Source organism: Chitinophaga pinensis DSM 2588, from assembly GCF_000024005.1.
GTDB lineage: Bacteria > Bacteroidota > Bacteroidia > Chitinophagales > Chitinophagaceae > Chitinophaga > Chitinophaga pinensis.
Genome location: NC_013132.1, coordinates 3,883,597 through 3,896,922, shown reverse-complemented (window position 1 = coordinate 3,896,922; position 13,326 = coordinate 3,883,597). Strand labels below are relative to the sequence as shown.

The following is a 13,326-nucleotide window of genomic DNA, read 5'->3' as shown; positions in this document are numbered from 1 at the left end:
TTAATTAGTAGAGGATTAGGGAGCTTATACAACTTACTAGCTAAATACTATTACTAACGCTTACTTCATCTTATTAAACTTTCGTCATATATATTAATATTTCGAAAGTATCATACATCTTTATATTTTTGTTGAAACCGATCATACACCAACGAATCACTTATCCTCGTGATTGTTTAGGCCAATTTTGGGGTGGCCAATTAGTGTTTACGTATAGTCAGGGTTTGAGAATGCAATCGACAAATGATATTGAATTATTACAGCTTATAAAATCGGCGGATGAATCAGCATTCGTTGAGTTGCATGACCGTTATCATAGGGTCATGTTCCTGGAAGCGCGCAATCGCCTCGAAAGTGAGGACGAGGCGAAGGACGCTGTGCAGGAAATTTTTATGTGGGTATGGGAAAAACGCCATAAAATTAATATCCAGCACTCCTTTCGGGCTTATCTTCTACAGGCTATACGGTTTCATTGCTCTAAACGTATTCAGGCGGAGTCTTCTTTGAGAAAGAAGCAGAAAAGGTATTCGGAGGGAATGATGGAGATCTTTACCAGCAGCCTGCCAGTGGAGAATAAGGAGCTGAACCAGCAGATTCGGGCGGCCATGGAAAAGGTATCACCGGCCCGGAGGGCGGCTTTTAAGAAGGTGTACCTGGATGGAAAGTCGCTAAAGGAAGTGGCGGAGGAGCTCGGCATCAGCATTTATACGGCGAAGAATAATATTATTAATGCGGTGAAAACCCTCAGGGAGAACCTGAAAAATTTACATTAATTGTTACTAAGGATAGTACTTTTTGCCGGTTTCGGCTACTAGGTAGTAGATAGTTTATTAAATGAAAATCGATCCAGAACATATCAGAACGCTTACCCTGTATGAAAAGGGCGCCACCATTACACCTGAAGAACAGGAGTATTTGTACGAGGCCGTTGTGCAGAATGAAGAAGCGAAACAGATCTACAGAGAGCTGATGACCGACATCTCGCAGGAGGAGCTGAACCGGGTATCAACGGAGCTGAAAGCCGATATTAAGGTGAGGCTGGCGGCTGCGAAGCAGAAAAAACAACGGGCAAAGGTTATCAGCATAACAGCTACGGCCGTGGCAGCGGCAGTGTTGGCAGGGGTAGCTATTTTGCCGGTAGTGAATAAAAACGAGCCAACCAGGGCTCCCCTGGCTCATGCTAAAGCTAATAACGACATTGAATTGAAGATTGGGGATGCGGCAGCCATTAACCTGGGCGCCCAGCAGGGCGTCATTAAATCAGGCAACGCCACCTTAAATAATAGCAACCAACAACTCTCACTAGTGGATGCGGCAGGCGACACACGCCTGGCCACCCTCACGGTGCCAAATGGCAAGGAGTACGTAATGGCATTGCCAGACGGCAGTACGGTACACCTGAACGCGGCTACTTCCTTAAAGTTCCCCTTGTCTTTTACCGGTAGTTCACGGGAGATCACCATTTCCGGGGAGGCTTATATTACGGTAAAGAAGGATGCTGCCCGGCCGTTTTTGGTGCATCTGCCGCATGGTACGGTGCAGGTGCTGGGTACGGAGTTTAATATCAACACCTACAACCAACAGGAAGATCGCGTGGCACTGGTAAGCGGTTCTATCAGGGTGAGGTCAGGAAATGACTCTTCGCTGGTAAAACCGGGTTATGAGACAGTAGCAGATGATGCCCCCGGCCTGGCAGTGGATCAATTCGACCCGTACGACGTACTTTCCTGGAGAAAAGGCGAGTTTCCGTTTACGAACGCTTCTCTGAAAGAGGTGGCGGTACTTATAGAGCGTTTTTACGGCATTCCAGTTGTTTTCGAAGGCAGTACTTCCGCTCAGCAATTTACGGGCGTAATAAGCCGGAAAACACCGGTTAATAACTTTTTGACAGGATTGAAGCTAACCGGCTTTGTGAAGGAGTTTAGCTTTGACAAGGATGGCACTTTGCATGTTAAATAAAAAAAGCCGGTCTTATGTAAGACCGGCCGTGGATTTATTGAGGCCAACTATATTTCTGAAAAGTGTGACAGTTGCTTCTTTCGTTTCAATTTTACATACTGTATGTAGCCGAAACCCATTCCAAAGGCGAGGCTAATGATCATTGGACCAACGCTGTTTTCGTCAAGGCCTTTCAGATATCCCGATAGCAGAACGGAAACAAAAAAGATCAGCCCTCCATGAATAGCGGATACCTTGATCTGCTGGGTAAGCATAAGGAACGTAACAAAGCCAAACACGCCAAGTATGCCGCCAAAAGGCCCCGTATGAAACAAAGGCGAAATGTTGGAGAAGAGAACGGCCTCTATATTGCCTACTATTCCCGCTGCCAGGTATATTCCTAAAAAAGTCAGTGTTCCTACATATTTCTCAAACAGATAGCCCTGTATAAAAAGGATAGTAGTAGTTACTATAATATAAATGTACCCTCCATTCAGAAAAAGATAGGCGACGATCCACCACCATTCTCCCTGCTGAACCACTGAATGGATATGTTTGCCTAGTTGATCCATCTCCTCAGGTCCCAATTTCATGACATCATATCCGCAGCTCCAGGCTATGGCAAATACAAGAAAATTAATGGCTATAAGAACAGGAGTAACTAGGTATCCCTTCCTTGGCAGGAAGATATTGACGAAAGTGGCGATAGCGTTCCGTAATTGAGGCTCCGCGGTAGTATATTGCTTGTTGGACATAAGTACGACTGTGTTTCATCTCTTGTTGCATTAGTTGCTGAATAGTAACACGTGCAATGCAGAAAAAATACAGATACACTCAAACAGCCCCTCTTTAACTCCTTTAAACTCTTTAGCTCTTAGCTACTTGCTCAGGTGCAGCACCTTTCCTTCGTACCGGTAATAAATATCCCCGGTATTTGAGAGAACAGTAAGAAACAGATCCAGCTCTTTCTTTTTATCAAGGTGGCCTGTGAAGGTCACCTTGTTCAGTTCCGGATCGTCGATCACTACCTGTATATCAAACCACCGCTCGATCATACGGGCGATGTCTTCAACGGGCGCTTCATAAAAGAAGTAGATGCCCTTCATCCAGCTAAGGGTTGACCGGCTTTCGAATTCCTGTATGGAGATATTCTCGCCGTTGTTAACCACGGCTTCTTTTCCGGGCTGGAGAACTACCTTCTGGCGGCCTGCCGCTACGGCTACGGCGCCGTTAACGAGCGCGGTTTTTATTTTGCCTTGTTGGTAGGTATTAATATTGAATTCGGTACCCAGCACCTGCACATCAGCCGACGAAGTGTGTACGATGAACGGCTGACTGGCATTGGCTGCTATGGTAAAATAGGCTTCGCCCTCTACATATACCTCCCGGCTTTTTCCGGTAAAGGCTAAAGGGAACCGCAGCCGGGTGGCGGAGTTGAGCCGCACCTTTGAGCCGTCTGGCAGTGTGATGGCGTAGTCCATCTTTGCAGGTACAGTAAGTTCGTTCCAGCCGGTAGGCGGTGTGGCGGATGCGGGAAGGCTTAGCCCCTGGTTGCTGGCAACTAGTTTAGCATCGCCTGCCTGTATTACCTGGCGATTGGCCTGGGTAAGGTCGTATGCTTGCCCGTTAGCGAGCTTGAGTTGTATGCCCGTTGCCTTTATTGGTTCATTTGCTTTTGCTAGAACAGGTTGATCACCGGAGGAGCGGTTAAAGTAGAAAATAGAGCCTATGCCGATGATCGCAACAATACTGGCGGCTGCCACCAAGGTAGTGCGCTTTATAGCTTGTTTTCTGCGAATATGCTCAAGATGTGGATGAAGCGTTGCCCATTGGCCACTGGTGTCGCGCAAAGCGGGCTGCGCATCAAGTACACCCCGGCGGATCTTTTCCTGCATGGCTTCCTGCATAGCTTTTGCTTCAGGATGCTGGAGCAATAGCTGGTTTAATTCTTCCTCTTCTTCTGCCGTAAGTTCACCAAGATACTGCCTGAATAATAGGGCATCTATGCGGGCTTTTTCTTCATCGTACATGTTTTGCAAAGGTTGTTGCTCTTGTTAAGACGGTTATTCGCTAAAAAATGGTGACTAAGGAACTAAATTAAGATGAATGAAGGAGTTTTTTAACGGCTCTTTTTAAATGGGTGCGAAAGGTGTTGAGCGATATGCCAATGAGTTTGGCACCTTCGGCGTGACTTTTCCGGTCGTAGTAGAACATGCGGAAGGCGTTTTGCTGCTGTGGTGGCAACTGCTGAAAGGTTACCTGAAAATCGTTCCATTGTTGCAGCTGGGTTTCGCGCTGCTGGCGCTCGTCAACCGGGTTTTCCCAGGAGTGGTTTTCCTGCTCAGCGTTGATGAAGTATCTCCTTTTTCTTTTAAGCTGCGTTTGCTCACTTTTTACGTAGTCGAGACACCGGTTATGGATCATAATGAACAGGAACGACTCGAGCGATTTGTTCACGCGCTTCCACAGTTTCTTTTCCCACATTTTTATGAAACATTCCTGCACAAGATCTTCCGCAGCAGTAGTTTCTCCTACCATGCTGAGTGCTTTGTAGTATAGCCGGTTGAAGTACCGGGCATATAGCTGCTCAAAAGCTCCCTCCTGCCCTTCTTGCAGGGCTTTGAGTAGTATGTCTTGTTCACACGCCATAAGAGGGCTTAAAAATATAATTTCCTCTGTTTAGTTCTGGTTAAGTCTTTATTAAATACCTACGGATGTTGGTCAGATTCCGTTTTTTTTCCAGGATTGAGGGAAGGCTAATAGTGAGGTGATTGTTAAACAAATATACTTAGAAATGAAGGAGCTTGCCAAATATTTCTCCGTGTGTACTCATTCGTGCAAAAGCTTGAATGCACTATGATGGCAGCATGAATTGAATTGATTCTGATCCGCTGATTACCGTACATGTAAAACTTTGTGAGTAGGGAAAGAAATTGTACCAAGGTAAGCAATAAAGCGAGTAAATTTATAACAGTCAACCTAAGCTTCGCATGATGCGAATGATTACCCATTAACCTTGTTGTATGAGATTGCACGTACATCCCTCTAACCTGCCCGACCCTGGCATTGTAGCAAAGCCGCCTCCATCTGTTCGCGCCTTCATTATCCCCTGGGCGCAGATCGATTACCGGACGTACAGCTTTGGAAGTATTCTTCGCCAGCATTTTAGAAGCAGGCATTTTACGATCTATCACTTCTTATTTGATGTGGTTAAACCCACGCTGGTGGAGCTGCATTGCTCTCAGCCTTATGTAGCCTTGCAATTTACGCTCGTTGGCAAATGTTATGGCAAACTACTGGGAGGTATGAATTATGTGGCGGAGGAAGGGAAAACAATTCTGTTCTACCTGGCGAAAGGCATCCATAACGGCACGATTGAAACGGGCCGGTATCAAAGCATATTGATTCAGTTCAACCTGATGATGCTTACAGAGCTGGCAGAGGATATGCCCTTCCTGGAAAAGCTGCGGGAACGGTTGTTGACACTGGCAGGCAAAGGCGATCAGCTCCCTCCCCTGCCCATCAGCTATTTTATGGCGGGTGTAATTGATAAGATGTTAAAGAGCCGCCTCACCAACGGAGCACTTAACCTGGCATTAAAAACAGGCATCTTTGAGCTGGTAGGCCTTTACAACCAGGCGTTGACTAGTAGCGAGTACACAACCAACCTCCCTGCTGTTCAACACAAGGATAAGCTGGTGGACATGTACAATACGATCCTGTACCGGCCCAATATACGTAGCTGTAAGCTATCGGTATTTTCGCAGAAGTACTTTTTAAGCCAGGTAACGCTAAGCCGCTATTTTAACCAGCTTTTTCAGGTGCATGTTGCCGATTTTGTTCTGGAGCAGGTGATGAAGAAGGCCACCTGGCTGCTATTGAACACAGATAACCCGATTGCTGATATTGCGGAAGAATTGGGCTATTCTTCCGTATCCAACTTTTCCCGTGCCTTTACGGAGTATAGCGGCCACTCGCCTATGCAACTGCGAAGAAGGAAGGAATAGTGGCCTTACTAACAAAGAAGCGTGTGAACAAATGTTTGAAATGAATACTCGATTGTCGCAAATGAGAACAACCATCTTAGATTTTTAGCAGAAATTAGAGTTCATTGGAAGTAGTAACCCGGTCCCTCAAAATGACTGGAAGGTAGTATATACTAGCTATGATGGTATTGTAAGAACCGGATGGAAAGCCGGTTGCCAAACGCTTACCCTTACGTTTAAACAGATGATTATGCCTCCCGCACTGCAAAGTGGGTGATGAACAGCCATTGCCCCGCATGTTACATTCTTTCTAACCTAAATACTATGCCTGTATGACCACGGATATTTTGCACCGCGTGCAAAGGATAGATCATTTAATTAAAATTAAAGGTACCGGCTCGGCTGCCACCTTAGCCAAAAGGCTGGGTGTATGCGAGAAAAGCGTGTACCTCCTAATTAACCTGATGCGGGATTTTGGAGCGCCAATAAAGTTCTGCAACGCACGTAAGACGTTCTATTATGATATAGAAGGTGCGTTTGTTATCTCCTTTAGGCCCGCTATTACGCACGATCAAACCCTGGAACTCCAAGACTAAACACCATGAAAACAACTGAGCCCATAACACCTTCCACTGAGGAAAATACCGTGCAGCCGCAGGCCACGCTATCGAACAGTAAGGTGATAAACCAGCATTATCTCATTACAAAGATCTTAAGAGATACGCCCAAAGGAAGTGTATTTAAATGCTTCTACCTCAAAGGCATTCTGAAAAGTGGTATGTGTATTTTAAAATCAGGTAAACGAGGCGCCAGTATGGACAACTGGGGACGGGATATGAGAGACAAACTGAAATGGCAGGAGGAGTTACATAGAAAGTTACAGTATCTCGTTCCCCTACCTCGTTTGCTGGATGCGTTTGAGTATAGGGACGATTATTATATAGCTATAAGTTATATTAATGGCCTATCACTTTCAAAAAAAGTTCATGAAGTAGGAAGAGATTTTCAAAAGCAGCTGCAAATGGGCAACAAAAAGGCTATTGCAGTTTTATCTTACCTCATAAACATCACTGAAATTTTGAGCCGGCTTCACCACAATGGGTATGTACATCGCGATGTTACTGTCGAAAATTTCATAATAACCAAGTCCGGTAAAGTATATATAATTGATATGGAACTGACTTATTCTATGAAAGATGCTATGCCTGATCCACCTCACAAATTAGGAACCTATGGATATATGTCACCTGAACAGCTTATGGGTACAAGACCAACAGTGAAAGAAGACATTTTCGGCTTAGGAGCATTACTGTTCAAGGTATTGACCGGAATAGACCCCAATAAAGTAGTCGGCGGCCCTGCTGAGGAGTTACAACACAAGGCACAATTTTTCGTGACAGATGCAATACTGGCCCAGTTAATTGCATCGTGCTTAATGCCTGATCCAAAATATAGGCCGGAAATAAGGGAGATCAAAAACGTTTTGGAAATGTATAGATTAGATATAACTCGGGGTAGAAAGCGGCCTATCTTGTCTCCTGGTGATAACCTTACAGAAGAAAGCTATATAACAACGATAATTCAACGCACTATTAATTGCATGGCATCGCCATTAATGGTAAAAGAAGAACTATGGTTTTCTGAGCGCATGGACATGGAAGCCAGTCAGGAAGCAACATTAAACATTGCCCATTACCCTTGCTTCAGCCGGGGAGTAATGGGTGTTTTTTACCTCCTGGGAATATGCAAACGTGCCGGATATGACATCAGTAATCACAATTCCATAATTGACAACAGTATTGATTTTGTTGTCAATATCCTCCAAAATAGTTTCAACGATTTGCCACCCGGACTTCATTTCGGAAGGGCAGGCATTGCAGCAACAATAACTCTGGGAATGGATATGCAGCTGCTTAAACCAGAATTTGATCATAAGAAATGGATCATCAAATTGTTAAAGGATGATCCGGAAGAGTTAGGCTTTATGAATGGCATAGCTGGTATTGGCATGGCAGTATTAATGTGTTCGGCTTATTTGCCTTCAGAGGATGTTGAACGAAAACTATTTCAGTATGTTAATCATATAATAGAGGGTCAGAGAAAAAGTGGAAGTTGGCAGCGCATAAACAGCAGAGGTAAGCCAGAAGTAAATATAGGCTTTGCGCATGGAAGCAGTGGAATTATCTGGTTCCTTTTTGACTATTATGAGCAGTTTGGCAACTCCGATGTATTAAAAGCCGCAGAAACTGGATTAAAATACATCATAAGGAGATCTAAAAAACGAAATAACGGAAGAATTGACTGGAAAAGCGATAAAGAAAATGAAATGGATTACTGGTGGTGTGAAGGAGCGCCCGGTATAGCCATGGCATTTCTGAAGGCTTACAAGGTTACTAAAAAGCAGGTGTATAAAATGTACGCCACGATGGCATTGAATACACATGAATCTCATATCGTTAATAACAACCTTACGCAATGCCATGGCCTGGCTGGCCTGGGTGAAATTTATTTAGAAGCATATGCCATTTTGAATGAGCCAGAATGGCGCGAACGGGCGCTGTGGATTGTGAAAGCATTGATAGAGTTAAAAAAGGAACATCCAATATATGGTTCTTACTGGCTGCTTCAGAAAAAATTATATCCGGTAGCTGACTTCATGATAGGAAACGCAGGAATTATTCATTTCCTGGTTAGGTATTTAAAGCCTCGTGAAATATCATTCCCATTATTACGATCATGTTAAAAAGATTGGGGTCCAGGCAGTTTCAAAATGGTTTATATCTTGTATTTTTTGTAGATTTCCTATAAAGAATATTTGAAAATGAACTTTTTAAAAATGCTTAAAAGTAGGTTAGGAAAAAAGACGCTTCGCCCTACCCCAGCACCTTCCTCAACAAGCCAGGGACAAACAACGGTTAGATATCTGAACAATCACAACATTTTGAAGTTCTTGGATGACCTGGAAAGGTATACCGTTCGTGATTTAAAAGAGTTGACAAGGGTAGCACGGACCAATGAATGGTTAGATAAGTTTAGAAAACGTAAGGGCGAAGGAAGGTGTGCTACAGCGGCTGCGAGTCTTTGTTTTGCAGTTATCGAGCAGGTTGGTCTGATTTTACGAAATGATTTGGTCGACCCTGCTAATCCTGCTGATCTGACACTGGCAAGGACAGCATTGAAAAAGGGAAATAGTAGAAACGCGGAGTCATTTTTTGCTTATGCACAATCGAAGGGTATACAAACCATAAACAATAGCTATTTACAAGCCATTTATATCCTATTCCGAAATAAAATAACGCATAACTTATTTCCCGCTCATGGCCTGGGAGTTAGTCAGGACAGCCGGAATAATTTAACGGACCTGGTAATATCAATAAACGGTGCAAATAGTCTTAGCATAAATGCACTAGTCGATTGTATTGTGAGAGTAATCCTGAACCTAAGAAAAGATGTTAACGATTCCGGCAATTACTACCTAGTGCTATCTTTAAATGATACACTAACGCGTTTATCGGATGCTGAGATAACGAATTTGAGAAATAAATATGCAGATCCAGACACTATTAGAAAATATCCTGCTTTGCAAACTGAACTTCACAGGTTGTTACCGGGCTTCAGATTTTAATAATGTAAACGTTACAGTAACGAATTTTTATCTCAATTGCTTTCAATCTGAAAGAACCTGTTCAGATCATTTTTAACGGTCACAGGAACGCTCTTTATCTTTTCATACGCCTTTCCGTTATTGCAGTAATAAAACGTTGGGTGTAAGAAAATTAGATTATTAAGGTAAGCTGAGTTAGTTCCATCAAAATACACTTGTCGATCTTTCGATGGAACTCTCTTATTTTTTGATGAGAAATAGGAATGAATAGCCTTCATGCCATTTCCGGTAATAATAGCGATGTGATTATTTGGCAATTGATTAAGATATTTGTTAAGATAGTCAATACATCTATCGCGGCAAAACGGGCAACTGGCATCTATAGGTATAATCAGTATGGCTAACGAATCCTTGTATTGGGATTTAGTAGAATCATTTATAACATCCATCAGCTTGCTGAAAATAATTTGTTGCTCATTCAGAGGAATGGGACTGGAGCTGCTGGCGATAGGTCTTTGGGGTTCGCTTCTACATGAAAACAGCACCGGTAGTATAATGGCAATAAGAAAATTGATTTTATTATTCATAAAATAACAGTTTATTTGATAGCTGCCTGAATCTTAGATGGTTTGTAAGAATAATCCAACCTAACCAAGTAGATAGTATCCTCCGCGGCATCACGGTGAACAGGAGCATATATTCCTCGGGGAGTCACCAGTAAAGAACCAATATCTACAGAATGATCTATAATGGATTCTCCTACTATCTTAAATTGACTATCAAGAATAATTAAGCTCCGATCCTTAATAAGTCTTTTTGAAATGTAGTTTGCATCGGTAATTTTCTGCTCTGCTACGCGTAAGTAATAATTAGCAAAGGTGTCATGATATATCTGACCATAAGTATTTCTCTGCAGAAGCGCTTTATGGCTGTTTTCGCTTCCCTTAAAATCATCAGCAAGATAAGACGATGTATTACCTTTGATATACTTGCTTCCTGCTGGGTACTTGATGGCAAAGCTCTTAAAATCCGTGACTTCTATACTGCTGTCAGCGGGCAGGCTAAAGACAAAATACTGCTTTTTACGATCGTAACTGTAAAACGGCGATAATAAACCTTTATCGTAAATACTATCTACAAACTCCTCAGTGATGCCATGTAATAAAAAAGATTGATGTTTACTCCAATCGATTTTATACATAGTTCTCCATTTCTTACGATCCTTTCGTTCTCTAGGGTCCAGTGTTGGAAAGGCCGGTGCATACATTACATTACTCAAAAATACAGGCTGTTTCCCGTTTATAAAAAATGTAGAGGCTCTGAAGGGCCTATTAAGCAACTTAATGCTATCTCGCACAGTTAATAGGCTATCCACTAGGAAAATGTGCATGTCTGCATAAACGTAAATACTGTCAAAATTTTTGAAGAAAACCTTGGTACTGGAAATATTCCTGTTTTGAACCATAAGCCGCCGCATATCCAACTTAGCCAGGCATTTTTCTTTTTTAAGATCGTAAATATGATAAAATCTTTTGTTTAAATCTAAAAAAGCAAATATTAGATCATTACCTACCTGTTGACAATTGAAATAAGCGAATCTGTTAGATGTCGTTGAATCCACTGCCAGCTTTATTGTATCCTTCGTAATGATTACCTGTATACTATCATAATTTGGACTGAATTCAGCAACATTAGTTTCTTTGATGGGCTTCTCATATTGACAAGCAACTAAAAAGAACAGACAAGCAATTACTTCTATCAGAATTTTATAGAACTTGATCGGTCTCATATTCAAATGAATAAGTTAGATAAAGGCTATTCATTCTGAAATAGCCTTTATCTGAATTACAGAACGATATTACTCAAATGGGATTCTGGCAAAAAGGATCAGAGAACCTTTGATCGTCTCCGGTAGTAGTACAGTCAAAGGGCTCTACATTGGTTTGACAAGTATATATCCCTTGGCTTATCTGAATACATTGGCCATTAGGAATAAATTTTTCAGTCTTGTCAGCAGCTTGAGCTGAAAGTCCTACAACCGCTGTTATGGAAGAAGCCGCCAAAATAAGCATTCCCCAAATGGTTTTTGGTTTCATAATAACTGTTTTAAATGTTTTATAATGTTATCAGCGCTGAATTGTCATTTACAAAATTAGCTTGGCGAATTGTAATAGTATTACAATTCGCCAAGCGTCTATTTTAATTGAGTAAGGCCTGGGGTATCCAGGCCTTACTCAACTAAAATAACAGTAACTTTTACTTAAGTAGTCTATTAATCAGTTCAATTTCATCTTGCCCATTTCCTAGGGGTCTTGAATCCGGAGGAGATGCCCTGACAATCCTGGCCGATTTATCAATAATTACGAGACGCGGATATCCCTGAACGCCATAATCATTTATGATCTGATGACGATTACCCTTTCCTTCTGTGTATAAACATACACCTAAGCCAGTAGAGTATTTGCCTTTAGCTAAGCTGTTCAACCATTGTTCCTTCTCCTTATCTATAGAGACATTTATAATTACAACATTCGGATTATCATTAAAATGTTGTTGTATTTGCCTAAGAGTGGGAACTAGCTGAGCACACGGATGGCATCCTGTAAACCAGAAGTCAATTAAAACTACCTTACCTTTGAAATCGTCTAATGTTACTTTCTTGCCAAAGTTATCAACCAAAGAAAAGTTAGGTGCCAGATTACCCTTAGAAAATGAATTAGACTTCTGGTAAAGACCTTTTACAAATTCTTTGTAGCTTTTAAAACCAGTCTCTGATAAATAATCTTCAATGTCGCTTTTTAGAAAACTGGAGCTTAAGTCAACGTACTTTATGTATTTTCTAAACAACCTGGTTAAAATTCTTTCCCTAAACATTCCTGAATAGCTATTTTTGGACAACAGGTACTCATTATGATAAGTAAAATCTAAACTACTAACAGAAGCTCCGGATTTCCTCATTTCCCACTTCACTTTATTAGGAATGGCAGTTACATGAACGTATGACAAATATGAAAGGGAATAAGCTAAATTCTTATTATAAGCAATCTTGTTAATGAAGGACTTATTTACAGTTGAATCATAAATTGCGAGCAAATCCTTCTCTGTTAAGCCGAATTGTTTATATTTCCTTACGAAATCATCTAACTTGCTCAACCGGTAATGTTCAAGTGGACACAGTATTGAGGCCTGAACTAGCGGATAAACATCCTCAGAAATAGAATCTTTCTTACTTTCAAGATAAGCCAATCTCACCCTTTGAAGATCCTTATAATAATTTGATGTTATTAGGTAATCGTCTAACCCTGAGCATACGAACTTAGCCTTATTTTCAGACTTTATCATGTTTGTATTTATTTCATCAGCAGCCTGTTGAACACGGCATTTAAAAGCACCCCTTCCGGAAAAAGTAAGTTGATCCCATTCCTTATTTTCGACAATCTCGATATGAAGACTATCTCCTGGCTCCAAATAAAAAACGTTATTCAAATTATATCCCACGGCAAACTGAGCCACGTGCTTCAAGATACAGGAGACGGAGAAATAGCCCTCTTTTACAGGGACCGTTATCACCCAATTATGCCAGTCAGCAATATCTTCATTAGCATCCCAATAAAACATAATGCTATCTATCCTTTTTTCTGATTTTATATGACCACTAATTTTAGACATTCTAGCGCCCTGACTGTTAAACTTGTTTTGGCAAAAAAGATGTCCAGAAACCAGAAGAAATGAAAAAAACAAAATGGTACTTTTCAGAATCAACAATTTCATGTTAGTTTAACAATAAGACGGCATAAA

At 41.7% G+C, this 13,326-nt stretch carries 12 protein-coding genes; 5 read left to right on the top strand and 7 right to left on the bottom strand.

The genetic code is table 11. The annotated features are described in order from the left end of the window. Positions 1-230: 230 nt before the first annotated feature. Complete coding sequence (locus tag CPIN_RS15720; RefSeq protein ID WP_012790804.1) at positions 231-773, top strand: RNA polymerase sigma factor; 543 nt, start codon at positions 231-233, stop codon at positions 771-773. Between the two features lie 61 nt (positions 774-834). Next, positions 835-1,959, top strand: coding sequence for a FecR family protein (locus tag CPIN_RS15715; protein WP_012790803.1), 1,125 nt, complete (start codon positions 835-837; stop codon positions 1,957-1,959). A 47-nt stretch (positions 1,960-2,006) separates the two neighbouring features. On the opposite strand, the gene CPIN_RS15710 is transcribed toward CPIN_RS15715, so the two are convergent. The 3 genes from CPIN_RS15710 to CPIN_RS39620 form a co-directional block, all read right to left on the bottom strand. Beyond that, positions 2,007-2,693, bottom strand: coding sequence for a rhomboid family intramembrane serine protease (locus tag CPIN_RS15710; RefSeq protein WP_012790802.1), 687 nt, complete (start codon positions 2,691-2,693; stop codon positions 2,007-2,009). A 123-nt stretch (positions 2,694-2,816) separates the two neighbouring features. Next, positions 2,817-3,968 (bottom strand): FecR family protein, encoded by a 1,152-nt coding sequence (locus CPIN_RS15705; RefSeq protein WP_012790801.1) that lies wholly within the window; start codon positions 3,966-3,968, stop codon positions 2,817-2,819. 67 nt (positions 3,969-4,035) lie between these two features. After that, positions 4,036-4,476 carry an RNA polymerase sigma factor gene (locus CPIN_RS39620; protein ID WP_369126334.1) on the bottom strand — a complete coding sequence of 147 codons (441 nt, stop codon included), beginning with the start codon at positions 4,474-4,476 and terminating at the stop codon, positions 4,036-4,038. Between the two features lie 485 nt (positions 4,477-4,961). On the opposite strand from CPIN_RS39620, the gene CPIN_RS36690 reads away from it, so the two are divergent. From CPIN_RS36690 to CPIN_RS15680, 3 genes are all read left to right on the top strand, one after another. Beyond that, a complete protein-coding gene (locus CPIN_RS36690) occupies positions 4,962-5,945 on the top strand; it encodes a helix-turn-helix domain-containing protein (protein WP_012790799.1) in 984 nt (327 codons plus the stop codon). Positions 5,946-6,525: 580 nt separating this feature from the next. Beyond that, positions 6,526-8,667, top strand: a complete 2,142-nt coding sequence (locus tag CPIN_RS15685) for a lanthionine synthetase LanC family protein (protein ID WP_012790797.1) — start codon at positions 6,526-6,528, stop codon at positions 8,665-8,667. 78 nt (positions 8,668-8,745) lie between these two features. Beyond that, on the top strand, positions 8,746-9,549 hold the full coding sequence (locus CPIN_RS15680; protein ID WP_012790796.1) for a hypothetical protein: 804 nt from the start codon (positions 8,746-8,748) through the stop codon (positions 9,547-9,549). 32 nt (positions 9,550-9,581) lie between these two features. Here the strand turns inward: CPIN_RS15680 and CPIN_RS15675 are convergent, their stop codons facing one another. From CPIN_RS15675 to CPIN_RS15660, 4 genes are all read right to left on the bottom strand, one after another. Next, positions 9,582-10,115 carry a hypothetical protein gene (locus CPIN_RS15675; protein WP_012790795.1) on the bottom strand — a complete coding sequence of 178 codons (534 nt, stop codon included), beginning with the start codon at positions 10,113-10,115 and terminating at the stop codon, positions 9,582-9,584. Between the two features lie 11 nt (positions 10,116-10,126). After that, the gene (locus CPIN_RS15670) at positions 10,127-11,317 is read right to left on the bottom strand and encodes a DUF4221 family protein (RefSeq protein WP_012790794.1); all 1,191 of its coding nucleotides are present in this window, start codon (positions 11,315-11,317) and stop codon (positions 10,127-10,129) included. A 73-nt stretch (positions 11,318-11,390) separates the two neighbouring features. Beyond that, positions 11,391-11,624 carry a hypothetical protein gene (locus CPIN_RS15665; protein WP_012790793.1) on the bottom strand — a complete coding sequence of 78 codons (234 nt, stop codon included), beginning with the start codon at positions 11,622-11,624 and terminating at the stop codon, positions 11,391-11,393. A 160-nt stretch (positions 11,625-11,784) separates the two neighbouring features. Then, a complete protein-coding gene (locus CPIN_RS15660; RefSeq protein WP_187294775.1) occupies positions 11,785-13,197 on the bottom strand; it encodes a TlpA family protein disulfide reductase in 1,413 nt (470 codons plus the stop codon). Between the last annotated feature and the right edge of the window lie 129 nt (positions 13,198-13,326).

What these genes read in the sequence shown, in the direction of transcription:
- CPIN_RS15720 (WP_012790804.1), top strand. Translation starts at nt 231, where the DNA reads ATGCAATCGACAAATGATATTGAATTATTACAGCTTATAAAATCGGCG.
- CPIN_RS39620 (WP_369126334.1), bottom strand. Translation starts at nt 4,476, where the DNA reads ATGGTAGGAGAAACTACTGCTGCGGAAGATCTTGTGCAGGAATGTTTC.
- CPIN_RS15660 (WP_187294775.1), bottom strand. Translation starts at nt 13,197, where the DNA reads ATGTCTAAAATTAGTGGTCATATAAAATCAGAAAAAAGGATAGATAGC.
- CPIN_RS36690 (WP_012790799.1), top strand. Translation starts at nt 4,962, where the DNA reads ATGAGATTGCACGTACATCCCTCTAACCTGCCCGACCCTGGCATTGTA.
- CPIN_RS15685 (WP_012790797.1), top strand. Translation starts at nt 6,526, where the DNA reads ATGAAAACAACTGAGCCCATAACACCTTCCACTGAGGAAAATACCGTG.
- CPIN_RS15670 (WP_012790794.1), bottom strand. Translation starts at nt 11,317, where the DNA reads ATGAGACCGATCAAGTTCTATAAAATTCTGATAGAAGTAATTGCTTGT.
- CPIN_RS15665 (WP_012790793.1), bottom strand. Translation starts at nt 11,624, where the DNA reads ATGAAACCAAAAACCATTTGGGGAATGCTTATTTTGGCGGCTTCTTCC.
- CPIN_RS15710 (WP_012790802.1), bottom strand. Translation starts at nt 2,693, where the DNA reads ATGTCCAACAAGCAATATACTACCGCGGAGCCTCAATTACGGAACGCT.
- CPIN_RS15680 (WP_012790796.1), top strand. Translation starts at nt 8,746, where the DNA reads ATGAACTTTTTAAAAATGCTTAAAAGTAGGTTAGGAAAAAAGACGCTT.
- CPIN_RS15705 (WP_012790801.1), bottom strand. Translation starts at nt 3,968, where the DNA reads ATGTACGATGAAGAAAAAGCCCGCATAGATGCCCTATTATTCAGGCAG.
- CPIN_RS15715 (WP_012790803.1), top strand. Translation starts at nt 835, where the DNA reads ATGAAAATCGATCCAGAACATATCAGAACGCTTACCCTGTATGAAAAG.
- CPIN_RS15675 (WP_012790795.1), bottom strand. Translation starts at nt 10,115, where the DNA reads ATGAATAATAAAATCAATTTTCTTATTGCCATTATACTACCGGTGCTG.